This window comes from Alteromonas sp. S005 (assembly GCF_036864475.1).
In the GTDB taxonomy this organism is placed as follows: domain Bacteria; phylum Pseudomonadota; class Gammaproteobacteria; order Enterobacterales; family Alteromonadaceae; genus Alteromonas.
Genome location: NZ_JAZETN010000003.1, coordinates 127,796 through 153,223 on the forward strand (window position 1 = coordinate 127,796; position 25,428 = coordinate 153,223).

Annotated in this window: 22 protein-coding genes; 13 read left to right on the top strand and 9 right to left on the bottom strand. The window is 44.5% G+C overall.

Translation table 11 applies throughout. The annotated features are described in order from the left end of the window. Positions 1-62 precede the first annotated feature (62 nt). From fabF to V7R55_RS05875, 7 genes are all read left to right on the top strand, one after another. Positions 63-1,301, top strand: a complete 1,239-nt coding sequence (fabF, locus tag V7R55_RS05845) for a beta-ketoacyl-ACP synthase II (protein ID WP_334058174.1) — start codon at positions 63-65, stop codon at positions 1,299-1,301. Positions 1,302-1,520: 219 nt separating this feature from the next. Beyond that, entirely contained in the window at positions 1,521-2,372 is an 852-nt protein-coding gene (gene pabC / locus V7R55_RS05850; RefSeq protein WP_334058177.1) for an aminodeoxychorismate lyase, read from the top strand. Positions 2,373-2,486: 114 nt separating this feature from the next. Continuing rightward, positions 2,487-3,506 (top strand): endolytic transglycosylase MltG, encoded by a 1,020-nt coding sequence (gene mltG, locus V7R55_RS05855; protein WP_334058179.1) that lies wholly within the window; start codon positions 2,487-2,489, stop codon positions 3,504-3,506. A gap of 81 nt (positions 3,507-3,587) precedes the next feature. Beyond that, positions 3,588-4,277, top strand: coding sequence for a dTMP kinase (gene tmk, locus V7R55_RS05860; protein ID WP_334058181.1), 690 nt, complete (start codon positions 3,588-3,590; stop codon positions 4,275-4,277). Continuing rightward, positions 4,277-5,164 (top strand): DNA polymerase III subunit delta', encoded by an 888-nt coding sequence (gene holB / locus V7R55_RS05865; RefSeq protein ID WP_334058183.1) that lies wholly within the window; start codon positions 4,277-4,279, stop codon positions 5,162-5,164. The genes tmk and holB overlap by 1 nt, the downstream gene beginning before the upstream one ends. Before the next feature lie 59 nt (positions 5,165-5,223). Then, positions 5,224-6,006 carry a TatD family hydrolase gene (locus V7R55_RS05870; RefSeq protein ID WP_334058185.1) on the top strand — a complete coding sequence of 261 codons (783 nt, stop codon included), beginning with the start codon at positions 5,224-5,226 and terminating at the stop codon, positions 6,004-6,006. A 35-nt stretch (positions 6,007-6,041) separates the two neighbouring features. Beyond that, entirely contained in the window at positions 6,042-6,599 is a 558-nt protein-coding gene (locus tag V7R55_RS05875; protein ID WP_334058187.1) for a pyridoxamine 5'-phosphate oxidase family protein, read from the top strand. Positions 6,600-6,770: 171 nt separating this feature from the next. On the opposite strand, the gene V7R55_RS05880 is transcribed toward V7R55_RS05875, so the two are convergent. The 3 genes from V7R55_RS05880 to V7R55_RS05890 all read right to left on the bottom strand — a co-directional run bounded on the left by V7R55_RS05880 (position 6,771) and on the right by V7R55_RS05890 (position 12,534). Continuing rightward, a complete protein-coding gene (locus V7R55_RS05880) occupies positions 6,771-7,403 on the bottom strand; it encodes an SDR family oxidoreductase (protein WP_334058189.1) in 633 nt (210 codons plus the stop codon). 193 nt (positions 7,404-7,596) lie between these two features. Next, positions 7,597-10,551 carry a ligand-binding sensor domain-containing diguanylate cyclase gene (locus V7R55_RS05885; RefSeq protein ID WP_334058190.1) on the bottom strand — a complete coding sequence of 985 codons (2,955 nt, stop codon included), beginning with the start codon at positions 10,549-10,551 and terminating at the stop codon, positions 7,597-7,599. 162 nt (positions 10,552-10,713) lie between these two features. After that, positions 10,714-12,534 (bottom strand): M2 family metallopeptidase, encoded by a 1,821-nt coding sequence (locus V7R55_RS05890; protein ID WP_334058192.1) that lies wholly within the window; start codon positions 12,532-12,534, stop codon positions 10,714-10,716. Between the two features lie 220 nt (positions 12,535-12,754). On the opposite strand from V7R55_RS05890, the gene V7R55_RS05895 reads away from it, so the two are divergent. Together V7R55_RS05895 and V7R55_RS05900 are read left to right on the top strand one after the other, a co-directional pair. Continuing rightward, entirely contained in the window at positions 12,755-13,141 is a 387-nt protein-coding gene (locus tag V7R55_RS05895; RefSeq protein ID WP_334058194.1) for a gamma-glutamylcyclotransferase family protein, read from the top strand. Positions 13,142-13,150: 9 nt separating this feature from the next. After that, positions 13,151-13,516, top strand: a complete 366-nt coding sequence (locus V7R55_RS05900; protein WP_334058196.1) for a DUF4870 domain-containing protein — start codon at positions 13,151-13,153, stop codon at positions 13,514-13,516. A 551-nt stretch (positions 13,517-14,067) separates the two neighbouring features. On the opposite strand, the gene V7R55_RS05905 is transcribed toward V7R55_RS05900, so the two are convergent. Next, on the bottom strand, positions 14,068-14,832 hold the full coding sequence (locus tag V7R55_RS05905; RefSeq protein WP_334058198.1) for an SDR family NAD(P)-dependent oxidoreductase: 765 nt from the start codon (positions 14,830-14,832) through the stop codon (positions 14,068-14,070). Positions 14,833-14,878: 46 nt separating this feature from the next. Further along, positions 14,879-15,793 carry a haloalkane dehalogenase gene (locus tag V7R55_RS05910; protein ID WP_334058200.1) on the bottom strand — a complete coding sequence of 305 codons (915 nt, stop codon included), beginning with the start codon at positions 15,791-15,793 and terminating at the stop codon, positions 14,879-14,881. Between the two features lie 245 nt (positions 15,794-16,038). Here V7R55_RS05910 and V7R55_RS05915 point away from each other — a divergent pair, with 245 nt between their 5' ends. The 4 genes from V7R55_RS05915 to V7R55_RS05930 all read left to right on the top strand — a co-directional run bounded on the left by V7R55_RS05915 (position 16,039) and on the right by V7R55_RS05930 (position 22,350). Then, positions 16,039-18,162 carry a 3-hydroxyacyl-CoA dehydrogenase NAD-binding domain-containing protein gene (locus V7R55_RS05915; protein ID WP_334058202.1) on the top strand — a complete coding sequence of 708 codons (2,124 nt, stop codon included), beginning with the start codon at positions 16,039-16,041 and terminating at the stop codon, positions 18,160-18,162. A gap of 160 nt (positions 18,163-18,322) precedes the next feature. Next, positions 18,323-19,504: an acetyl-CoA C-acyltransferase gene (locus V7R55_RS05920; RefSeq protein WP_334058204.1), complete on the top strand. Its 1,182-nt coding sequence runs from the start codon at positions 18,323-18,325 to the stop codon at positions 19,502-19,504. A gap of 9 nt (positions 19,505-19,513) precedes the next feature. Next, the gene (locus V7R55_RS05925; RefSeq protein ID WP_334058206.1) at positions 19,514-21,313 is read left to right on the top strand and encodes an acyl-CoA dehydrogenase C-terminal domain-containing protein; all 1,800 of its coding nucleotides are present in this window, start codon (positions 19,514-19,516) and stop codon (positions 21,311-21,313) included. Between the two features lie 152 nt (positions 21,314-21,465). Next, positions 21,466-22,350 carry an alpha/beta fold hydrolase gene (locus V7R55_RS05930; RefSeq protein ID WP_334058207.1) on the top strand — a complete coding sequence of 295 codons (885 nt, stop codon included), beginning with the start codon at positions 21,466-21,468 and terminating at the stop codon, positions 22,348-22,350. A gap of 94 nt (positions 22,351-22,444) precedes the next feature. Here the strand turns inward: V7R55_RS05930 and V7R55_RS05935 are convergent, their stop codons facing one another. The 4 genes from V7R55_RS05935 to V7R55_RS05950 form a co-directional block, all read right to left on the bottom strand. Then, positions 22,445-22,843 (bottom strand): DUF3718 domain-containing protein, encoded by a 399-nt coding sequence (locus V7R55_RS05935; protein ID WP_334058209.1) that lies wholly within the window; start codon positions 22,841-22,843, stop codon positions 22,445-22,447. Positions 22,844-23,152: 309 nt separating this feature from the next. Next, complete coding sequence (locus V7R55_RS05940; protein ID WP_334058211.1) at positions 23,153-23,551, bottom strand: DUF3718 domain-containing protein; 399 nt, start codon at positions 23,549-23,551, stop codon at positions 23,153-23,155. A gap of 355 nt (positions 23,552-23,906) precedes the next feature. Further along, complete coding sequence (locus V7R55_RS05945; protein ID WP_334058450.1) at positions 23,907-24,584, bottom strand: sugar-binding transcriptional regulator; 678 nt, start codon at positions 24,582-24,584, stop codon at positions 23,907-23,909. Between the two features lie 129 nt (positions 24,585-24,713). Beyond that, positions 24,714-25,106 carry a DUF3718 domain-containing protein gene (locus V7R55_RS05950; RefSeq protein WP_334058213.1) on the bottom strand — a complete coding sequence of 131 codons (393 nt, stop codon included), beginning with the start codon at positions 25,104-25,106 and terminating at the stop codon, positions 24,714-24,716. Positions 25,107-25,428 lie beyond the last annotated feature (322 nt).

Below are 25,428 nucleotides of genomic sequence, written 5' to 3' on the forward strand. Positions count from 1 at the left end.
GCGGCTCTTCTTATAGAGCCGTTTTTGTATCTCCTACCTTAGTTCCAAAGCGAGGACTTTTTGTGACAAAACGTCGCGTAGTGGTTACTGGTCTTGGAATGCTTTCACCATTGGGTCTTAATAGCGAAGACACATGGCGCAAATTGCTCGCGGGCGAGAGCGGCATTGGTGAAATCACCCATTTCGACTGCAGTAACTATTCAACCCGTTTCGCAGGTCAAATCAACGACTTTGATCCGCAGGAATACATTGAAAAGAAAGAAACCAAGAAGATGGACCGCTTTATCCAGCTGGGTATTGCAGCAGGCAAGCAAGCCTTGGCCGATTCTGGTTTAACTGTTTCAGAAGATAATGCGCATCGCATAGGTGTAGCTATTGGTTCAGGTATCGGTGGTTTAGAGCAAATTGAGCAAAACCATTTAAAACTGACAAATAGCGGTCCGAAGCGTGTATCGCCATTCTTTGTACCTTCAACGATTACCAACATGATTTCAGGCTTTTTGTCGATTATGGAAGGGTTGAAAGGACCGAATTTAAACGTTGTGACAGCGTGCACCACAGGCGTTCACAACATTGGTATTGCCGCAAGAACAATTGCTTACGGCGATGCTGATGCCATGGTGGCCGGAGGCGCAGAAGCGTCTATTACGCCGTTAGGTATGGCTGGCTTTGCCGCAGCTCGTGCGTTGTCTTCTCGCAATGACGATCCACAAGCAGCAAGCCGCCCGTGGGATAAAGACCGCGATGGTTTTGTCATGGGTGAGGGCGCTGGCGTGGTAATGCTGGAAGAATACGAAGCAGCTAAGGCACGTGGCGCTACTATTTATGCTGAGCTTGTTGGTTTCGGCATGAGCGGTGATGCATACCACATGACTTCACCACCTGAAGATGGGGAAGGTGCCGCAGCGTCTATGCAAAACGCAATAAACGATGCAAAGATGGACGCAAGTGACATTGGCTATGTTAACGCACATGGTACGTCTACGCCTGCAGGTGACATTGCGGAAGTGGCAGCAGTAAAACGCGTGTTCAATGACCATGCTTATAAGCTACTTGTTAGCTCTACCAAGTCAATGACTGGGCACCTGCTTGGTGCAGCTGGTTCGGTTGAGGCAATTTTCACTATTTTGGCACTGCGTGACAAAATGGCCCCGCCAACCATTAACTTGGATGAGCCAGGTGAAGGCTGCGACTTAGACTTTGTTGCACACAAAGCGAAAGCATTCAATGAAGACTACGCACTGTGTAACTCATTTGGGTTTGGCGGTACAAACGGTTCATTGATATTTAAGCGTATATAATACAGCATAATTATCGCGGGTTAAGTGAACTCCACGTATAGTTAAAAGGCAGCTTCGGCTGCCTTTTGTTGTTTATACAGTTAAATCTCACAGTGAATATGATAAAACTCAGGTCTCTTTGAGCACCGCTATAGCCAAATCAATTCAGCTAGACATTGTCTGATCAACGCAAGTTGGTATACTTCCAACAACCACAATAACGGCGAACAAGAGTAGGCAGTGAGAATTATTCCTAGCGCTACGCCTATTTTATCAAGTGACAGGGCGTTTAATTATGGCGACGGTGTATTTACCACATTGTTGGTAAGTGAACATCATGTAGAATTATTGCCTTATCATCTTTCACGTTTAGAGCACGATGCGACAGCCATCAAGCTCAATATTGATATCCGCTCGCTTGAAGCCGCAATTGCTGAACAAGTTAAGGCGATAAAGAACGGCTCAGGTGATAACGCTTCTTCAAAATATGTGCTTAAAGTTCACGTGTCGGGAGGTCAAGCCGGAAGAGGGTATGCGCGAAGCGAAGACAGTGAAGCATTAGTTAGATTTAGCCAGCACCCTTACCCTGTCCATTACGATGGTCTTGCGAATGACGGTGCAACGGTAATTTGCGCTCAAACGCGATTAGCCATTCAACCATTGCTTGCGGGTGTAAAGCATATGAACAGGCTAGAACAAGTCTTGGTTAAGCACGAAGTAGACGACGCTGGCGCACACGACGCCATTGTTTGTGATACCCAAGATAACATTATTGAAGCGAGTGCTGGCAATGTGTTTTTCTACCTCAATGATCAATGGTATACCCCGTCTTTGAAAGGAAGCGGTGTTAATGGCGTAGTCAGGCAGTGTCTTATTGACTCGCTGTTAAATGACAATTGTTCGCTTCATGTGGGAGAATATGACCTTTCTTACTTGCGAAAAGCGAGCGCAGTGGTAATTACCAATGCGCTAATGGGCGTAATGCCGGTAAAGAAAATACAAATGCCAGATTTCTCTTACGTCGATTTTGATATAAGAAGCGATGCGATTGTAGCGCTTAAGACACGGCTTCAGACTGCGCTTGAAAATTAATTTAAACGCACTTCTTTTAAACGGGGTTCGTCAACGTTACACGAGCTTTACCAGATGAGTAGTAAAAAGAAATAAAATGGAATGTAGAGCAATGAAGAAAGGGGACGTTCAAGCATGAAGCGGGTAATTGTTATCCTATTATCTCTTGTCATGCTTACCGTTGTTGGGGCGGCCTCTTGCGTAATGTATGTCTCGAGTAAGGTTACCACTGAACTAGCATTAAAAAGTGAAACCTTATTTACGATAGAGAGCGGCAGTAACGCTTATCGTACCGTGAAACACTTGCGTAAAATAGGCATGACCGATGTGTCGCCCTTTGTTGCTAAGGTGTGGCTCAAATTCTTTGCAGGCAGTACGTCTGTTAAGTCTGGCACCTACATGCTGCGTCCAGGGCAGTCACTAGTAGATGTGTTTACCTTGTTTACTGAGGGCGATGAGCATCTTTTTGCAGTGAGTTTAGTCGAAGGGCTAACCCTAGCACAGTGGCTTGAGGCGCTTAAACAAAACACAGATTTGGTGTTTGATTTAAATGAAGAGAAATTAAACCAGCTCACTCAGGATAATGGCGTAGATTGGTGTTGCGAAAACGTTGCGCAGACAGAGGGCGTATATTTGGCTGATACGTATTTCTTTACCAAAGGCACAGCAGCTAGCGAGGTATTGAAAAGAGCACACCGCGCGCTAATTGACTTTGTCTCTAGCGAATGGGAGTTACGGGATGCCGAACTGCCATTGGCAACACCCTATGAAGCACTTATCTTGGCGAGTATCATCGAAAAAGAAACGGCTGTGCCTGAGGAACGTGACATGATTTCAGGCGTTTTCGTCAATAGGCTCAACAAAAACATGCGTCTTCAAACTGATCCCACCGTGATTTATGGTATCGGTCCCACGTTTGACGGAAACATTACTCGTAAGCACCTGCGAACGGCAACGCCTTACAACACTTATGTCATCAAGGGTTTACCGCCAACACCAATAGCCATGGCTGGCAAAGCGGCGATTCATGCGGCGCTGCATCCGTTACCCACTGATGCTTTATATTTCGTAGCGAAAGGCGACGGAAGCCATCAATTCTCTACCTCACTAGCTGATCACAATGCAGCTGTGCGAAAATACCAGTTAAAACAATAATCGTACTGAAGCGGCTATATTGTCCGTAGCCGTTATGTAGACAGTGGGTTATAGCTAAATAAAAACAGAGTTAAAAAAGAAATGCGCGGAAAGTTTATTGTAGTTGAAGGCCTTGAAGGGGCAGGAAAAAGCTCAGTGATTGGGCTAATTGTTCAAGCACTAAAAGATGCTGGAAAGCGCGTTGAGCAAACTCGTGAGCCAGGCGGTACACCTATGGCTGAAGCTATACGGGAATGTGTAAAGCATGATTGGGATGAAACCGTTAGTGAAGAGACCGAGTTGCTTCTTATGTATGCTGCTCGGGTTCAACTACTCACTAACAAAATATTTCCATCACTCGACGCCGGTGCATGGGTAGTGGGTGATAGACACGACTTATCCTCACAAGCTTATCAAGGTGGCGGTCGTGGGGTGAGTGAAACAACCATGGCAGCCATTAGCGATATCGCGCTAAAAGGATTTAAGCCGGATTTAACCTTATACCTTGATGTCGAGCCTGCGGTGGGTCTAGAGCGCGCTCGAGGGCGAGGAGAGCTTGATCGCATCGAGCAAGCAGGGCTTGCCTTTTTTGAGCGTACCCGTGCTAAATACCTGTCGTTAGCCGAGCAAGATGAGTCCATTGCGGTAATAAGTGCAATGCAGCCTATGGAAAAAGTTCACCAAGATGTTATTGCCACTATCACCGATTATGTGACCAGGAATGAATACACTGGTACTGTAAGTGAAAGTAGCCACTCAGTGCAAAATGATAGCCAGCAGGAGAGAGGGTAATGCAAATGCTGCCCTGGTTTGTTGCAACGTTTTCGACCTTGCTTAACCGATATATGACTAAAAAACTGCACCATGGTTTACTGCTGACAGGGCCAAAGGGCATCGGTAAAAATCAACTCGCAGTGGGCTTAAGCAACGCGTTATTATGCAAACAACCTAGCACCGATGGGCCTTGCGAACAATGTCAAAGCTGTCACCTAAGACAGGCGGGGAATCACCCAGACTTTCATGTTTTAGAAAGTGAAAAGCAGCTTGGCGTTGATAAAATTCGCGAAGGTATTGCCAAGCTTTCGGGGACAGCGCAAATGGGGGGGAACAAAGTGTTACTCATCCCCCGAGCCGACACAATGACAGAGGCAGCGGCTAATGCGTTATTGAAAACCTTGGAAGAGCCCACAAATAATACCTTCTTACTTTTGATTACTGACAGTATCAACAAGATCATGCCAACTATATTGAGCCGGTGTGAACGGCAGATACTCTCGCTACCGTCAGTGTCAGACAGTTTGAACTACTTAAACGCTAAGGGCGTAGAAGATGCAAGCGAGGCATTGCTGGCTGCCTATGGCTATGCACCACTTCGTGTGGAAGAGGCACTCTCTGGTGACGAAAGTATTAGTTATCGCGATTTTAGTGATGGCATGCAGGCACTTTTAGCAGGTGATGCGAATATGCAGGCGCAAGCACTTGCAAATAAATGGCAGGGCAATGCGCAGCAAATCGCATTGTGGTGCCAACAAATGGCCCATGACAAATACATGAAACGTCAGCAGGCCGTCGACTTTGAACGCTATATAGCGTGTGTAGAGGCAGTAAAAACCCTCGAACATGCTGGGGTAAATAAATCGATGGTGCTGTTTGGGCTGTTAAAACAGTTTCAACGTTAGCAGACAAATACAGTCTTTTTGTTCCTTTTGTCTGAAAGCAATTTTTATACAGGTGTAGTTTGTTCGTAGATTCTCATTGTCATTTAGACCGACTTAAGCAAGGGCCAGAAGAGCTGGCCGAAACCTTAAATTTCGCAAGAACCCGAGGTGTTGAACACTTCCTTTGTGTGTGCGTATCTGTTGGTGATTACGACAGCATGTTAGACGCTGTTAGCCAATTTCATGACGTTTCAGTTTCTTGTGGTGTGCATCCGCTGCATCAAGATGAGGCGTGCAGTTATGAAGAACTGCTAGAGAAGGCGCAGCGTGAAGAAGTTGTTGCGATAGGAGAGACAGGGCTGGACTATTTTTACAGCCCGGAAAGTAAAGATATTCAGCTTACTTCTTTTATAGACCATATTAAGGTGGCTAACGAGACCAACAAGCCACTTATTATCCACACGCGGGATGCAAGAGAAGATACCATCAATTTACTCCGTGAATACAAGGCACCGCATACCAAAGGCGTTTTACATTGTTTTACTGAGTCATTGGAGATGGCCCAGGCGGCTATAGAGATGGATTTTTACATTTCGATTTCTGGCATTGTGACTTTTAATTCAGCTGATGAATTACGTGAAGTCGTGAGAGCTATACCTTTAGAGCGGTTGCTAATTGAGACTGACTCGCCTTGGCTTGCACCAGTCCCTCATCGCGGTAAGCAAAACCAACCAGGCTATGTAGTGGAAGTGGCTGAGTTCATTGCAGAGCTTAAAGGTGTATCAGTTAAAGAGCTTGCCAATATAACTACGCGCAATTTTTACACCTTGTTTTCTTTAGCTGATAAGAAAAAAGCAGCGTAACGAAAATAGCGGTTGGTTTATAATAGGAGGTGGGCATGCCCCAATGGCGACAGGGATTGACAAAAAGTCTACATAAAACTCGCAGTATGCCTGAAAGTAGATACTTTCAATTAGCTACGGTTGATGCCAGTGGTGTTCCGTTCTGTCGGACCGTGGTATTTAGGGGGATCACTGACGAAAATGAGTTAGTTGTTATCTCTGATACTCGCTCAGATAAATACAACCAGCTTGGTCAAAATTCTAATGCGCAGGTGTGTTGGTATTTCTCTAAAACCAGAGAACAGTATCGCTTTTCTTGCCTTGCAACGATAATAACGGCAAACCAAGATATTAGCTTTGTTAAACAGCACTGGGATAAATTGTCTGATGCTGGTAAAAAACAATTTCTATGGGGTGAACCCGGCACCCCCCGAAATGACGGTACCGCTCTACAAATAGAAGGAAGTTTCGACGAAGTGCCGCCTCATTTCTGTGTAATATTGCTTTCCATCGAGAAGGTAGATTTTCTAAATTTAAGAGGTAATCCGCAAAACCGAGAGTGGCATCAGAAAGACGCTAACGGTAACTGGGTAAGCCAATCTCTTATTCCTTGATGCAGCGCCACTTTGGCGCATAGACGTCTTTTAAGTGATTTAGCTTATTATCTTGGTAAGGTTTTCAAATTAAGTTCTTATTAGATATGTGCCCAATTTTTTGAGCGACAAATTTTAAGCCCTTCCCGCTGTTGTAAGTGAACATTCAACAGCGGGAAGGGTGAATGAGGGTTATAAAACTTGTGAGATTGGCATGTCGCCCTTGAAGAGGTAAGTGATAGTATTTTCTTTACTCTCTCTTGCAACACTCTCAACAATAGCTGTTGCCACATCTTCCCTAGGAATTACCGCATCATCTTTATTGCTTGGCATATCAGTGCGCACTAAATGTGTGCCTGGTTCATTTTGAAGAGTACCGGGGCGTAAAATAATATGATGCAAACCGCTGTTTATTAAGTGTTCGTCAGCCATATGCTTGGCAACTAAGTAAGGCTTAATTGCTGACTCAACACTATCTGGGTCGCCTGCGCCGATAGAGCTTACCATGATGAATTTAGATGTACCTGCTGCTTTGGCGTAATTTACCGCGTTGCGTGCAGCCCATAGATCAATCATGAGCGTTTTGTCTGCGCCTGTATTTCCACCGGAGCCCGCGGTGAATACCGCAACGTCAATTCCTTCAAAGTGTGCAGAAAAATCTTTCTCCAGATCTTGCTCCACAACACTAAGATTATCGTTTTGTATATCAGATAACTTGTCTGGACTTCTAACCGGTGCTAACACCTTGTGTCCTGCATCTAAAAGTTTCACGGTAGCTTGTTTACCGATTTGTCCTGATGCGCCAATAACTAATACGTTAGCCATAATGATATCCTCCTTGCAATTAAAAAGTGTTTATCTTTTCTAGATACACAACTGCATAGTAAGCAAGTGCTATAAGCGATCATAAACTGCGGTGGAATGCCATACTAAAGAGATTGGTTGCATAAATACGCTAACAAGATGCAATTAGCGAAATCAGCCAGATTTTCTGGTTTGAAGTCATGAAAGCCTACAGTTATTTCACTACAGCATTTCGTCCAGACTCTTTGCCTACGTAGAGCTTTTTATCAACTGCATGAATACAGGCATCTATACTGTCATAGTCCTTTATATCTGCGACGCCACAAGTGATGGTGACATTGACTGTGTGAGGCGGTGTTTCGACAACTTGTTCCGCGACGCTTTTACGTAATTTTTCAGCAACCCAATATGCCTCTTGTAAATTTAGTGAAGGCAATAAAATCAAAAACTCCTCTCCACCCCAGCGTGAAATCACATCACTTTCTCGAAGATTATTTTCCAAGGTTTTAGCTACTTTAACCAAAACTGCGTCGCCAACGTGGTGGCCATACTGGTCGTTAATTTTTTTGAAAAAGTCGATATCAACGATCAGTAAAGAAAAACCACGATTGTGACGTTTGAATTCTTGCCATTCCGCTTTGGCTCTTTGCGTAAAATAACGCCTGTTTTTAAGTGTAGTTAAAGAGTCTTGCGAAGATAAAAGCGTCAACTTCTCTACCATGGCTTCAAGATCTCTCGTTTTTTCTTCTACTTTTAAAGAGAGTTCAGTTGAGCGCGCTTTTAGCGCCGAAATTCTTAGCCAAACGACAGAAGTGATGAGTAAGAGAACAGTGACTAACAAGGCGCCACGCCATATTGGCTTATCCCACCATGGTGGTATTACTATAATTTCAAGTTGGGCCTCATCGCTACTCCACACATTCTCTTGATTTATTGCTTTTACTGTAAAGCGGTAATGTCCAGGCTCTAAATTGGTATAGGTAGCGACACGGGCTTTGTAGTCGGTAAATCGCCAGCTGTTTTCGAAATCTACCAGCTTATAAGCGTAGCGCAGTTCGTTGGCGTTCATGTAGTCAGTTGCAGCAAACTCTATAGAAAGTGCGATATTATTATGAGTAAGTTCTACGTTTTCGCCCAAGTTAAGACGTTGTTGAACGCTAGTGCCATTGCTTTGATCACGGGTTACTGTTTCTACATTAGTAAGATGTACGCTAGGGGACCATTTTACGTTGGCGACATCAGAGGGAGTAAACTGAGTGAGTCCTTCGGCCCCGCCAAAAAGGATTGTGTTATTTTCGGTAGTGGCAACAGATCCAATATAATATCCCGTAGAGAGGGCACCATTCTCTGCGCCATAGTAGTAGAGTGTATCGAGGTCGGGTGCTAAGTAAGTAATACCGACTATTGTAGAAATCCATAAGCCGTATTCGTCATCTTCGACAATGGCGCCAATTGAAACTTTACTTAGTCTACTTTCAGGCTTAATTTGGGTGACATTAATAGATGAAAAGTCATCACTATTTTTAGTGACAAAATATAAGCCGTCGGCTTGTGTTCCTACCCAGTAACCGCCACGCTTCGAGCGAGAGATCCAGGTCACCACCGTACTGTCAGTTATTTTGTCGGTGTACTCGCTAATACTCGTTAACTCACCTGTAAGTTTATTCGCAAAGTGCAAGCCTGTTACTGTGCTCAGCCAAGCGCTTTCTTCATTTTCAAAAATAATGCGAGTGGTGAGGGAAAGCGGCCATTGTCTGATAACACGCCGTTCAGAAGGACGATAAACAAAAACACCATCACTATATCCACCGAACCATATATCCCCTTGTGCATCCATGTTTATGCTGTAGCCCGACTTTCCTTGCAAAGCCACAATATCGAACTGGTTTGTTTTACTGTTTAGCTTCGCTAACCCACTGCGTGTCGATACCCATAGCGTATCGTTGCTTTTGTCGTAAAAAACACTGGTTAACTTGTCGCTAGCCTTGTCATCTGAGGTTTGTGCGTTATTTGAGGTAAATGGTCCCTCATAGGTTTTATTGACGACATCATAAATCCATAGCCCTTTTTCATTTGTTAGCCACACCTTATTGCCTTGATAGCTGGCCATAGAGCCAATAATACGCCCGTTTCCTATTTCGGTAGTATAAAAATTGCTCAGTTCTGGGTTGCTAATCGCGAACCCATCGTCTTTGGTTCCTACTACAACAAGGCCTGAGCTCGTTTGGTATAGGCTTGATACTCGCTCGTCTCCTGAATCTTTATCGCTAATAGGAAAACGTAACACTGTGTATGGGCTATGTGCTTTTAGAAGGTTTAAACCTCTTTCGGTTGCTACCCAAAGGTCACCATTACGCTGAAGTAGAATATCTGTAACCGAATTATCCGACAGCCCCTGTATTTCGCTGGTACACTGTTTGGTGATGACCTCGGGTTCTGAGTTGGGGTTAAATAAGCAAATGCCGTAAGAAGAAGTCCCTAACCAAAATCTCGAACGCTCTGCAGCGACGAGTCGCGTGAAGTTCACGCCTTTGTATGCAACTAACTCCAGTGAACTTTTGAAAGAATCATACTTATAAAGTCCAGAGGTAGACGTTACATAAAGTGTGTTACCAATGAGCTCAATATCGGTAAGTGTGCTCGTAGTATCAGGAAGATAGCTGACTAACTCTATGCTGTCTGTTTTTTCGTGATATCGATACAAATTTCGTTCGGATATTATCCACAGCGTGCCGTCGTGTGTGGTTTTCAGCCTATTGATGACCTGTTTGTCAAAAGAAGATGAAACAGGGAGGGCGTAATGTATAAACTTTTCGGTGTCTACATTTATTCGACTCAGACCGCTAAAGGTGCCAACCCAAACGTATTGACCGTCTAAACTTGCTTCTAACTGAAGAACACTGAGTGTTTGTAGGCCCGTAGACTTATCTTTGTCCCACATTCCAAAATTTCTAAAGGTATAACCATCGAATTTATCAATGCCCGACTGTGATGCTAGCCAGAGAAAGCCGTATTTATCTTCCGCGGTATCCGAAACAGTGACATGGGTGATACCGCTTTCCATATCGAACGTGTGAAAGGCAGGGGCGCCAATTTGAGCGTGCGCGGAAAAGTTCCAGCTAACCAATGAAGCAAGGATAAAGAAGAGGTAAGCTGAAGGGCGGCACATGATGTTGCAACATTAAAGATTATTCATAGATGTAAGTTACGCTAATACCGAGGACTTTCAATAGAACAAAAGTTTAAATCGTACAAAAAAGCCCCATGGTGACGGGGCTAGATTATTTATAAATGCTAAAATTAGGTTTGTGTTTCAGTACTTTGAAACGAATCACCAACCGCACTGGCGCGTTGCATTTTGCTCATCCAACCAGTTTTTTAGTGGTGCAAAGTAATCAGCAATGGTGCTGGCATCCATTTGCGGTGATCCCGTCAGTGTTTCAAGGGCATTCTGCCAAGGCTGACTCATTCCCATTTCTAGCATCTCATTAAGTGCTTTTCCTGCTTCTTCACTGCCGTAAATAGAACAGCGATTCAGCGGTCCTTTATCACCTGCAATGTCACACAATGATTTGTGGAATTGGAACTGCAGAATATGTGCAAGGAAGTAGCGCGTATAAGGTACGTTAGCTGGTACGTGATATTTCGCACCAGGGTCAAAGGCATCAGTACTGCGCTCAACGGGCGCCATTACGCCCTGATACTTTTCTCTTAGCTCCCACCAAAGCTGATTATATTGTTCCGGTGTTACTTCACCTGACATAACCTTCCAACGCCATTGATCAACCATCAAGCCAAAAGGAATAAAGGCAATTTTATCCAATGCTACCTGCATCAGCATACCGATATCATTTGATGCGTCAGGGATTTCATCTATCAAATCAATTTGCTTAAGGTACTTAGGTGTAATAGACAGAGCTATCGTGTCACCAATGGCTTCGTGGAAACCATCGTTTGCTGAGCCGCGGTAAAGCAGAGGCTGGTCTTTATAGGCGCGTTGATAATAGTTATGGCCTAATTCATGGTGAATAACGTTAAATTCTTCGCCAGTCTTTTGAATACACATTTTTATGCGAAGATCGTCTTTGTCATCTAAATCCCATGCAGAAGCGTGACACTGCACGTCGCGACCTTCAGGTTTTTGAAACATCGAACGTTCCCAAAAAGTGTCTGGCAACTCTTCAAAGCCAAGCGATGAGAAAAATGACTCAGCTTGTTTAACCATGGCGATTTCGTCGTACCCTTGTGCAGCGAGTGCACCAGTTACATCAGGAACCTTCATTTCCTGTTGAGGCTTAACGATATCGTAAATATTTCCCCACGACTGCGCCCACATGTTACCTAATAAATGCGCAGGAATTGGCTTATCTTGTGGTACCACATCTTCGCCGTAATGTTCACCAAGTTTTGCTCGAACATGACAATGAAGTGACTCGTAGAAGGGTTCGACTTGTGTCCAAAGACGATCTAACTCTTTCGGAAATTCGTCAGCTGGCATGTCATATTTGCCACGCCACAAAGCACTGACATTTTCGAAGCCAAGTTCTGCAGCACCTTCATTGGCAAGTGATACTTGTTCGGCATAAAGTGGCGCCATAGGTTTAGATACTTCACGCCAGCCTGTCCAATACTCTAACAATTTATCGGCATCGCGTAGGGTAGCCATTTCTGCGCTCATTTCGACCAAGCTTTTACACGTACCATCTTCGCCGCAATACTCGCCAGAGCCGTACATGGCACTTAAATCAGAACCAATCTTTGCGAGACGCTCAGCTTTTTGTGCATCTGCCGGCGGCGGCATTGTTAAACTGTTTTTAAGTAGATCAAGCTGCCTGCGAGTATCAGTATCCACGTCCACATCGTTAAACTTCGCCGCTTCTTTTGCTAACTTAGCCACTTTTGTTGATAGCACTTCATTAAAATATGCACTAACCGCAGCAGTGTCGAAATTGATATTGGTAGCATAGCTCCACTCTGCATGTGCAGCTGGCACCTGCATCTTCGCGATATCATTTTGTGCTTGCTCTAAGAACTGTTTTGCGTCTTGGGCGGTAAGTTGAGGTTTGATTTCTGTCTGACTTGTACTTTCACCACATCCCATAAGCGATACGCTTACCAATGCCGCTACCAGAGTACGTTTATGATTGAGCATACTTTGTCCTTTAATTATTTTGATTTTAAAGTGAATCGACGTTCACGTAGACATGCGGTAGCATTGTGTATCGCAATACACCATTTGTAAAACAAATTTAAGTTGCTCACATGCACGGAAGCCAGTAGTGGCGCGCAAAAAGAGAGTACTAAGAAGTGCTCTTGGAAAGAAATCGATAAGCCTTTAAACTCAAACGGTTTCCAATGAAGTGAAGAGCCTAATGAAGCACGAAAATGATGATTTTGAAGTTACTAACCCAGCTTTAGAAAGGCTATTTATTTATGGCAGCCTTGCACCCGATTGTCCAAACCACCACATTGTTTCCCACATTAGAGGACGGTGGTTACCCGGCACAGTGAAAGGGCATCTTGTTGAACAAGGGTGGGGCGCAGCAATGGGTTTTCCAGGTATTATCATTTCCGACTCTTCAGTGCCCAAACAGCTAGTAAAAGGAATGGTGCTTGAATCTGGCCAACTCGGCGACAATTGGCCTATGCTAGATGATTTTGAAGGTGAGCAATATGAGCGGGTTTTCGTTCCGGTTAAACTAGACAGCGGCGAAGAAATAGACGCTTACATTTATCAGATAAAACCAACTAAAAAGTAAGGAAAATTTATGTCAACGGAAGAACCACTCTACTGGGGCTTAAACGCTCGAAGCTATTGCACGCTTATACATGTGTCACAGTTATCCAGCTTTGTCATTCCCGGTTTAGGCATTGTCCTGCCGATTGTGCTTTGGATAGCGCATAAAGATCAAAATGAGGATATCAATCAGCACGGTAGAGTGACGGCTAATTGGCTGCTGAGCTTGCTCGTTTATTCGGTGATTTGTTTTATTCTTACTTTTATCATTATCGGCGCGCTAGGATTTATCGTACTTGGTTTGATGAACATCATCTTTGCGGTAGTAGCTGCCGTAAAAGCTAATAAAGGCGAGCTGTGGGTTTATCCACTAAGCTTTCAGTTTATTAAACGCTAGCAATAACGGTGAGCAGCCTGTGATTTGAACACTTAATAAGCTTTAATTTTACTGTTTATTAAGGAAGAGAGGCGCAATGCAAACACATCGACGCTTATTATTTGCTGTTGAAACTACCGCTAGGCAAAGCGTCGTGGACTAGATATTGGCCTTTCTTTTTGACGGAGGTTGTCGATGTCAAAATAGCACTACGTTTAAACGTGTTTAACGCTAGCGATCTGTTTTGACGAATTTTTTTTAGACTCTGAGAAGCGGTAGATTCCTTCAGGGCTGATGTTGAAGACGTCGCCTCTTGAGCGCTACTGAAATTTGAAGCGCTTGTTAGTGCAAATAGTGCCACAGCGGAAAAAATGTTTTTAGTTAGACTTTTCATTACATTTTTCTCTTTCACACTAAAAAAAGATCTCGGAGGCGGTTGCACTCGCCTCCTTAATCGGCTTTGTTTGTTCCACTTCATTACACCTAAAGTAGAAAAAAACCTAAAGGCACTGTGTTATACAAGGGTATGGTTTTTTATACCTAGGACTAGGCGCTTATTGGCTTTTTGCGTATCACCACGCGGTCACACCGCCGTCTACGGCTATTGTTTGCCCATTCATATAGCTATTGCCTGGCGATAGCATAAGCATCATGGTGTTAACGATTTCCTGTGGTTCGCCAAGTCGCTTCATTGGGCTGCCCAGGCCCAATTGTTCGCGAGCTTCCGGGGTGTTGTACCCATCTACATTCAATATGTTGGTTGGACTGTAGAATGGGCAGATTGCATTAACGCGAACATTTTTTCGACCATATTCCACCGCGGCAGTGCGGGTTATCCCTGACACGGCATGTTTTGCTGCAGCATACGCACCGCCCTTTGGCGCTCCGCCCAAGCCCGCAAGTGAGCTAACATTTAGAACGTGACCTTGCTTTTGTGCCAGCATAACGGGTAATTGGTACTTCATTCCAAACATAACGCCTTTAACATTCACGGCAAACTGCGAATCCATGATTTCCTCTGTCATTTGATGAATTGGCGCTGGGTTATGTGCTATACCCGCATTATTTACGGCAATGTCTAGTTTGCCAAACGTTTCCATGGCTTTTTCAACCAGCGCCTTATTAAGCGACTCGCTGGCTATATTACCGGCTAGTACCACAACATCAGTGAGTGCTTTTACATCTTTTTTCGTGTCCTCAAGTGCGGTTTCGTTAATGTCTGAAAGAACGAGTTTCGCTCCTCGGTTGGCAAGACCTAGCGATAACAGGCGGCCAAAACCACTGCCTGCGCCGGTAATTAGTACAACTTGTCCAGAAAAGTCGAGTAGAGCGTCCATGGTTATCTCCTAATAGTTAATAGTTTCATGTCGGTTGAAAGTCTTGCTACTTAAGCTGCGTATTTTGGATAAACTGAACAAGCAGATTGGCCAGCCGTTCCCCCTGGTCTTCCTGAATAAAATGACCCCCGTTTTCTATCTGTGTATGGGCCATGCCATTACAGCCGGGAACGAGCTTTTGAAATACTTTTTCTCCACCTTTGGTGACAGGGTCGCTATCACCAAATGCCGTAATAAAAGGTTTATTGTATTGCTTCAGTTTTTCCCATGCTTTTCTATTTGCCTGCGCCTCAGCGTTATCGGGGCTTGTAGGAACTAGAAGAGGAAACATGCGGGCTGCCGCTTTGTAGTTTTCGTCAGGGAAGGGAGCGTCGTAGGCAGCCAGCGTTGCTTTGTCTAATTCGGTGGTTGTTGCATTTTGAATAATGGTTGAAGTGGGGAATTCGGGCACATCCTGAGAGAAACGACGCCATTTTATGAAAGCATCACTAGGCGAATGATCGCCGGTGGGCAGTCCAGTATTAGATACCATTACACCTGAAAAACGCTCAGGCATATCGGCAACAAGCCGCAAGCCTAGTAAACCTCCCCAGTCTTGACAAAATAGGGTAACAGGGCCTTTAGTAGCCTGTGAAAACCAGTCTTTTAGCCATATCACATGACGAGCGTAAGAGTAATCCTCTTTTCTTACTGGTTTATCTGAGCGTCCAAAACCAATGAGATCCGGCGCAATGACATTGAATCCCGCATCAGCCAATATGGGCATCATCTTGCGGTACAAATACGCCCACGTCGGTTCGCCGTGCATTAATAGCACGGTAGGTCCATCTTTAGGTCCACATTGATAATGGGCCATTCTTATTTCGCCGCTTACTGTGTCAGTTATTTCAGTGAAGCGGGGTGGGTAAGGAAAGTCAGTGATTTTATTAAAGGCGCTTTCCGGTGTTCTAAGCACTTGCATAGCCAATCATCCTTTTGTAAATAAAATGTAATAACGAGCGTTGATAAATTAACAAAAACACCGGTTTTATTTTCTGTCAAATAAACCTTAGGCAAGGTAGAACAAGCTCTGCGTAGAGAAATGAATTAACAAAGGGGCTGGCGGTCAATATTAAATATTATGATAAATGTCTATAACACCAATAAACTTGGATGATTGACAACACTGCAATAACATCCAGTTAACGTGATAAACAGGACATGGTTATGACTGAGATGGAAAATAAAGCCGTAGAATATGCAGTACAACAAGGTGTTGCCACACTGACAATGCAGAGCGCACCCGTTAATGCGCTGTCACGCGCTATCAGAGTAGGGCTGATAGAAGGCATAAACAATGCTTTAGATGACGATAGCGTTAGTGCCATTGTAATTACTTCTTCACTTCCTATTTTTTCGGGTGGAGCTGACATCAGTGAATTCTCTGGTGGCGACTTGTCTCCCATGCTGCCTGAGGTACTAGACAAGATTGAAAATGCGTCTAAGCCTGTTGTTGCTGTTCTTCCTGGACCAGCATTCGGCGGTGGCTTAGAAGTGGCGTTAGCTTGCCATCATCGCATCACTTTTGCCGACAATAAGGTGGGTCTTCCAGAGGTAAATCTAGGCATATTACCTGGCGCAGGCGGTACTCAGCGCCTTCCTCGTTTAGCCGACGCTCAAACATCGTTAGAAATGATCGTAACAGGCAAGCCAACGTCGGTGGTCAAACTTCCAGGTGTCTTCGACAAAATTTCCGATAAGCCTGAGCATTTACTTGAAGATACAAAAGCGTATTTACAAGCATTAACGCCAGATAAAGCGATTAAACGCACCAGTGATATCACGCTGTCCATGTCTGACGAAACGCAGGCGGTGTTTGATGCAGTAACTGCACAAACTAAAAAAGCGACGCGTGGTTTCTTTGCGCCATTAAAATGTATTGAAGCGGTACGTGGTGCTTACACGCTAGCGTTTGAGGATGGCCTTAAAAATGAAGGCAAGCTTTTCATGGAGTGTATGAATACGCCACAGGCGCGTGCCCAGCAACATTTCTTCTTCGCTGAGCGAGCGGCAGGTCATGTAAGCGATTTCGACAAAAATACTCCTGAGCGCAATATTGATAAAGTTGCGATTATCGGCGCGGGAACAATGGGCGGTGGTATCGCTATGAACTTCGCTAATGCCGGCATTCCAGTGACAATGCTTGAGCTCAAAGAAGAAGCGCTAGAGAAGGGATTAGCGCTTATTAGAAAGAACTACGAAAACTCAGCGAAAAAGGGCAAGTTAACCCAAGAGCAGGTAGAGAGCCGCATGGCACTGCTTTCAGGTACTACGTCGTATGACGACTTAGCTGATGTTGATCTCGTCATCGAAGCCGTTTTCGAGAAGATGGAAGTAAAGAAAACAGTATTCTCGACGCTAGATAAAGTGTGTAAGCCGGGGGCCATTTTGGCTTCGAACACTTCGACGTTGGATATAGACGAGATAGCGACAGCCACATCGCGTCCTGAAGATGTGATTGGTCTTCACTTCTTCTCACCAGCGAATGTGATGAGGCTGCTCGAAGTGGTTAAGGCAGAGAAGACATCTGCTGAAGTGATTAAGACCTGCATGAAGATGGCTAAACGCATCAAGAAAGTAGCGGTGTTGGTAGGCGTTTGCTTCGGATTCGTGGGTAACCGCATGATTGAGCCTTACGGCCGTGAAGCTAACCGCTTACTGCTAGAAGGAGCAACACCTGAGCAAGTTGATCGGGTTTTAACCGAGTTTGGCATGCCAATGGGGCCGTTCACTATGGGTGATATGGCTGGATTAGATATTGGCTACTATGTACGACAGTCTCGACAAGAGCACATTGCACATGACCCTGCGTACGGTGCAGTGGCAGATCGCTTAGTAGAAAAGGGGCGCAACGGACTTAAAACCGGACGGGGAGCTTACAACTATGAACCTGGCAGTCGAGTGCCTGTCCCAGATCCAGAAGTACTAGAAATTGCTAAGCAAGAAGCAGAGCGTTTAGGTGTGGTTCAGCGTTCAGACATTAGCGATGAGGAAATTCTAGTTCGCGTCATGTACTCATTGATCAACGAAGGTGCTGCCATCTTAGAAGAAGGCATTGCAGCTAAATCTAGCGATATCGATGTGATTTATGTTTACGGTTATGGCTTCCCTGTGTATCGCGGCGGCCCTATGCAATATGCCGACGAAGTGGGGCTAGGCACTATTTTAGATAAGCTGACTACCTATCGTGATCAATTGGGTGATTACGGAAAGATGTGGCTTGAACCAAGTAATTTGTTGGTGAAATTGGCCCAAAGCGGCGGCACGTTTAAAAGCTATAAAGCGAAGTAAACATAGCCCTCGTTAGCGACAATTAATCAACGGTGAGAGCTAGCTATAGCTCTCGTGACCCGACATCCGAATTTGGTAAAGCTAGGTAACTTCGAGAAGAAGCACATTGGCCTAGCTAAACTTTGGCTGAACGTTCAGCCTAACTGAAAGGAACATAAAAATGCGCGATGCAGTAATCGTAAGTACAGCACGTACGCCAATCGGGCGCGCTTATAAAGGTGCACTGAACAATTTACCAGCCCCTTCTTTAGGTGGTCATGCTATTCAAAACGCAGTAGCACGCGCAGGGATTGACCCAGCCAGTCTCGATGACGTGGTAATGGGCGCAGCATTAACCCAAGGCAGTGGCGGCATGAATATTGGCCGCTTGGCTGGCTTGGCTGGAGGTTTACCCGTTTCTGTGGCGGGTATGACGCTCGACCGCCAATGCAGTTCTGGCATGTATGCCATTGCAACCGCAGCGAATTCAATTCGTACAGGCGATACCAACATTATGGTTGCGGGTGGCTTAGATTCAATCTCTTTAGTACAAAACAAAAATATGAATATGTTTCGTGCAGTAGACCCTGCACTGGTTGCTAAGCACAAAGATATTTACATGCCGATGCTTCAAACTGCGGAAGTGGTGGGTAAGCGCTACAACATTAGCCGTGACGTACAAGACGAATACGGTTACCAAAGCCAAATGCGCACAGCAGCGGCTCAAGAAGCGGGCAAGTTTGATGATGAGATTGTACCTATTACAGCAACGCAAGCCTTATTTAATAAAGAAACAGGTGAAACCTCTGAGCGAGAAGTGACTTTGTCGAAAGACGAGGGCAATCGCCCAGAAACAACGTTAGAAGGGCTTAAATCACTAAACCCTGTTATTGAAGGTGGTTGTATTACCGCAGGTAATGCAAGTCAGCTTTCTGATGGAGCCAGTGCAACAGTAATTATGGATGAGCACTCAGCTGCGAAAGGCAATGCTCAGCCTCTTGGTATTTATCGCGGTATTGCAGTGGCAGGCTGTGAGCCAGATGAAATGGGAATTGGCCCAGTGTTCGCCATTCCTAAGCTATTAAAGCAGCATGGATTAACCATGGACGATATCGGTCTATGGGAGCTTAACGAAGCGTTTGCGGTACAAGTACTGTATTGCCGCGATAAGTTAGGCATTCCAGACGAATTATTAAATGTAAACGGCGGTGCCATTTCTATTGGTCACCCATACGGCATGAGCGGTGCTCGCATGGTGGGTCACGCACTCATCGAAGGTAAACGACGCGGTGCGAAATATGTTGTTTGCACCATGTGTATCGGTGGCGGCATGGGCGCTGCTGGTCTATTTGAAGTAATATAGGTATTGGGTATGGAAGGTTATAAAGCTCCACAACGTGACGCCATGTTTGTAACGCATGAGCTACTAGATTATCAAAATCACTATCAAAAACTGGGTTTCGACGAAGCCTCTGAAGACCTAGTTTCGGCGATTTTCGCTGAAGCGGCTAAGTTTTCTGAAAATACGCTTGCACCTATCAACGCGTCTGGCGATGAAGAAGGATGTAAGTGGGTTGACGGAGAAGTCACTACGCCAAAAGGGTTTAAAGAAGCTTATCAAACCTATGTTGAGGGTGGTTGGCCAAGTATGTCGCACCCAGAAGAGTTCGGTGGCCAAGCGCTTCCTTATTCTTTGTCTTCTATTATCGCTGAGTGGTTCTCTGGTGCTAACCACTCGTGGGCGATGTATCCAGGTCTAAGTCAGGGCTGTATGGAAACGCTTAAAGCTCACGGCACGGAACTTCAGCAAAAAATGTTTCTTGAAAAATTGGTTAGCGGTGAGTGGACAGGCACAATGTGTCTGACTGAAGCACACTGTGGCTCAGACTTAGGTATGCTTAAGTGCCGTGCCGAGCCTCAAGAAGATGGCAGCTACAGCCTAACAGGCACAAAAATCTTTATCTCTGCCGGTGAGCACGATATGTCTGAAAATATCGTACACATCGTGCTGGCGCGCTTACCTGATGCGCCAGAGGGTACAAAAGGTATTTCGCTCTTTGTTGTACCAAAGTTTAACGTTTCGGAAGATGGTGAAAAACAGGACAGAAACGCAGTGGCCTGCGGCAGTATTGAGCATAAGATGGGGATTAAAGCTAGTGCTACCTGTGTTATCAACTTTGATGGTGCTAAAGGCTTCTTAATTGGCCCACCTAACCGTGGCCTAAATTGCATGTTCACCTTTATGAATACCGCGCGTATTGGTACTGGTCTAGAAGGTCTTGCTGCATCTGAGGCATCTTTCCAGGGTGCATTGCGCTATGCGAAAGACCGCGTGCAGTTCCGCTCACTGACGGGGCGTAAAAATCCTGACGGCCCTGCTGACCCTATCATTGTGCACCCTGATGTTCGCCGTATGCTACTAACACAAAAGGCGTTTGCTGAAGGCAACAGAGCGTTAGCGGCGTACTGTATGCAAATGGTAGACGTTACGCTTTACGGCGATGATGCGGCCGAAAAGCAGGTAGCTGATGCAAAGCTTGCTTTCTTAACGCCTATCGTTAAAGCGTTTTTGACCGAAACAGCACAAGAGTCAACGAGTTATGGCATGCAGGTGTACGGCGGTCATGGCTTTATTAAAGAGTGGGGCATGGAGCAGCTTGCGCGGGATACACGCATTTGCACTATGTACGAAGGAACTACTGGTATTCAAGCGGTAGACTTACTGGGTCGCAAAGTAATGGGCTCTAACGGCGAGCTTCTGAACGTATTTGTACAAGAAGTGCGTGACTACTGTAACTCACTTCGTGACAACGCACAGTTTAGTGCTTGGACTAATGCTCTAAATTCTCACCTTGACGAATGGCAGCAGATTACTATGGACATCGGTAAAGCTGCGGCGTCGAACCCAGACGAAATTGGCGCAGCGTCTGTCGATTATCTAATGTACTCAGGCTACGTCACTGTTGCGTATTTTTGGCTTAAGATGGCTGTGAAGGCGCAAGAACAGCTTGATGCAGGTAGCACTGAAACTGAGTTTTATAAGAGTAAAATTTTAACAACGGGCTTCTACTTTGACCGTTTGTTAACCCGCACTCGCTCGCTTGTTTCAGCTATGCAGTCAGGTGCTGACAACTTAATGTCTATGCCAGAGAGCATGTTTGCTATCGAATAGTGACATAAAAGCCAGACACGTGCGTTAAGAAAAGGCGCACTAAAGGCCGAGAAAATAATGTAGCCGGGAAAATGATTTAAACAGTAATCATCGGATACCTTATTTTGCTCGGCTTTTTTGTTTCTTAAAATCACCCAGAGGAAGTGAGCACATTGGTTGATTCCAAATACGCAATGGTTGATGGGGCTTCCATTCATTATTTATCCCGAGAAGAAGAGGGCGCAAAGAACTCTTTAATTATAATGCTTCATGGCTTCCCAGAGAACGCGCGCACGTGGGAAGCGTTAATGGCGTTGCTGCCTACATCACTAGACATCATTGCTCCAGATTTGCCGGGTTATCATTTATCAAGCCCACTGCCTAAGGAAAAAGATTACCAAGTCCCATTGCTTATTGGACGAATGGCCGCGTTTATCGAGAAAGTTAAAAAAGGCCGACAGGTTATTTTGATGGGGCACGATTGGGGTGGGGCAATAGCGTGGCCATTAGCCGCTTTTCACCAAACATTGATAAGCAAGCTCGTTATTGTAAATGCTGCGCATCCATCTTGTTTTACACGTGCAATTAAAACCTCTTCTATGCAAAGAGAAAAAAGCCAGTATATCGCTACGCTCATAGATAGAAACGCAGAACACATTCTTTCAAGTACAGACTTTCAGCTATTAAAAAATATGATTGGAAACTGCCTTTTTGAGCAAGGCTCTAGCTACTCAAGAGAGTTACTTAACGATTGGCGTGATCCTGAAATCCTTAGCGCGATGCTCAGCTACTATAGGCAAATGCCACAACAAGTGCCTCAAATGAATGTATCTAAAAAAGTATTAGATGACATTCGTATACCTGAGATATTTATTCACTGCCCAACGCTACTATTATGGGGAGAGCAGGATGATGCATTTGATTTAAGTGTAATAGATAAAATTGAACACTATGTTCCGTTGATTACCAAGCGGTTCAATCCGAGTGCGTCGCATTGGTTACACAGGGAACAGCCTGAGTGGGTGCAAAAAGAAATAACAGATTTTATAGAGGCCTAGAAAGGGGTGAGGCCCCTAAAAGGGGCCTCCAGTGCGGCGTCCTGCCGCTACCATGTTGAACCGGTGTATCACATGGTGTGATTAATTTGTTGTGTTAAATTCTGCCGTCAAGTTCAGCTGAAATAGGTGAGCTTTGTAAACCTTGCTCAGCAATCCAAGCTTGTAGTGTTTTGCCGTCTGACTCTGGCTGAGCTAAGTCTTTACTCGGCATTTTCTTAACTAGCAGAGTACCCACCTCAACGGCATTGTTTGTGATTGCTGTGCGAATAAGGCTTTGACCATTGCATGAAATACCAGAGTAGTAATCGCGAAGCTTCAGTTTGTAGTCAGATTGTACACTACGCATTTTTTTGCGAAGTTCGCCTTTATCATCTGCTTGGACAATAGTACAAATGTTTGCCAGTGCTTCGTTGATGTCATTAGCCTGAGCAGCGTTAGAGAAAACTAAAGTAGATGCCGCAATTACTAGAGAAGTTTTAACGATTTTCAACATGGTTAAATTCCTTCGGTTGTTGTTATTAAGATTGTGTTTGTTCGTTGGGATGTATTAAACCCTAATCTAAGTAACTGAAAAACATATTGTAAAATAACAGGGTATACCAAAGTATACCTATAGAATATAAACATGCTCCGGGCTACGTATCTCGCTCAATATTTTAATACCAAAGCAGTCGTGTTAAATTTTGTAGGGGAAGCTGTTTAGTAAAAGGCAATAAAAAAGGCCCCGTAGCAGAGGGGCCTTCAGCGCAGCATGTGCTGCTACCATGTTGAATTGGCTCACATGGTAATGTGAAAGTGGTTATTAAATTCTGTCATTAAGCTCTGCTGAAATTGGCGAGCTTTGTAGTCCCTGTTCCGCAATCCATGCTTGTAGGGTTTTACCGTCAGACTCTGGCTGCGTAAGGTCTTTGCTAGGCATTTTTTTAACAAGCAACGTGCCTACTTCTACTGCATCATTAGTAAGAGCTGTACGAATAAGGCTTTGACCACCGCACGAGACACCAGAGTAATAATCACGTAATTTTAGTTTAAAGTCTGATTGTACTCGGCGCATCTTTTTACGTAGTTCACCTTTATCGTCAGCTTGAACGATAGTGCAAATATTTGCCAACGCCTCGTTTACATCGTCAGCATGAGCTGCGTTTGAAAAAGCTAATGTAGAAGCGGCGATGATTAGAGAAGTTTTAACAATTTTCAACATGGTTAAATTTCCTTCGTTTGTATTATTAATCGGTTTGTCTGTTCGGGATAAATTAAAAAATAATCAGGCCGTTTAAAAAATACCCACTCGAATAACAGAGTATGTTGATAAATACCTTATACTAAAGGTGTAAAGGAAGAGGAGGGGGCTTTAGTCTTTAGTATTAAAGGCGTTAGAGAGAATTAGAGAACGCTAGAGGAGCGCCTGTTAGTGATCAAATAAAATGCAAAAAAACGGCGAATATGCCGTTTTTTTGCATTTTGATAATGTTGAAAGAAAGTCGCGCACATTTTGCCGTAGGGAGTGGGCGCAAAAAGTAGATCAAAATCTGTTGTTTACTCTACGGAACATAATACTAGTTGCCGAGTAAAGCTGATGCTGTGCGCTTCGTTGTTATAAGGCCATTTAAAAACTTAGAGCGAAGCGCGCCTCTTATAGCTTTGAATTTATTATCGCCAGCTGCAACACCAATAACAGGCTTTTCTGGCGTTGCTTTCAATTTAAAGCTCGTCACTCTCTCGTTAATATTGCATTTTATGAGCGCACCTTCCTCATTGAATATCCAACTTATTATTTCTTCACAAGCGCCAGAATCAGCCAATATGGCTAATTCGTCATCACCGATAAAGCCGTCTTTGTAAAGCGGAGATACGCTACCCAAATTGCCGATACCAACAAAACTAATGTCCGCCTGCTCAGCAAGTGAATGAATGCGTGATATATGCTGTTGTTGCTGCCAAACCTCGCGTTCTGAGTTGCTTGCCGCTATAACTGGTGTCGGCATAGGGTAATGCTGTGCTTTTACTCTATCAGCGACGTGAACAGCAACGTCATAACGAGTTGCTTCGCCGTTTTCTGCAATATTGCCAACCAAAGACTCTATTTTATGTTGAGGGCAATGCAAAATAAATTGTTCATCGGCACATGCTCGAAGAACGCGCCCTGTACCAAACGCAATAGTTTGTGGTGCATCAAATTTAAGGGCACGCTCTATGGCGGCAGCACAAGCTTGGCCGAGATGACTAGTCCTGATATTAGTTTGAAAAGTGTCAACTTAAATCAGGACAACACATGAAAAGAAAAAAGCGACCCGAAGGCCGCTTCTTAAAGTGCAGATTTCTCTGCAACCATGTTGAACTGGTTCACATGGCGTGAATTTGTTCTACAGTCGCTCGTTAAGCACCGCAGCGATAGGGCTGTCTTGCAAACCATTTTCTGCAACCCAAGCTTGTAGGGTTTTGCCGTCTGCTTCAGGGGCTTGCAAGTCACTTTTTGGCATCTTTTTAACCAATAACTCACCGGCCTCTACTGCGTTACTCAACATAGCCGTACGGATAAGGCTATTACCACTGCAGCTAACACCCGAATAGTAATCTTTTAGTTTCATTCGATAGTCAGACTGAACGGCGCGCATCTTCTTTCTTAATTCGCCTTTATCGTCCGCCTGCACAATCGTACATATGTTTGCTAATGCCTCGCTTACGTCTGCGTGTGCTATTGATGACACACCGAAAGTTCCAGCGATAACAAGAGAAGCTTTAACTATTTTCAACATGGCTAATTCCTCAAGTAAATTTGATAGTTGTTTTCGTTGAGACAATTAAACGATAAAGCTGAATAAAGAAAAATACTCTAGCCAATACTTTGGTATACATCTTTATATCAAAAGGGTGCGTAAGCTCTGCTTGTTAACCCTAGGCTAGCTTGAATTGCTAACACAAAAAACTCGGGTAGCCGTTAACCAAGATACGGACAAGTTTCATGAGACTCATTTTATAACGATAGTGATATGTTATACTGTAACAATAAGTGTTTAGGTATATGACTATTGGCGAGTGGTAACAGGGTATGAAGTTCGCCGCTTTTAGATTGAGGAT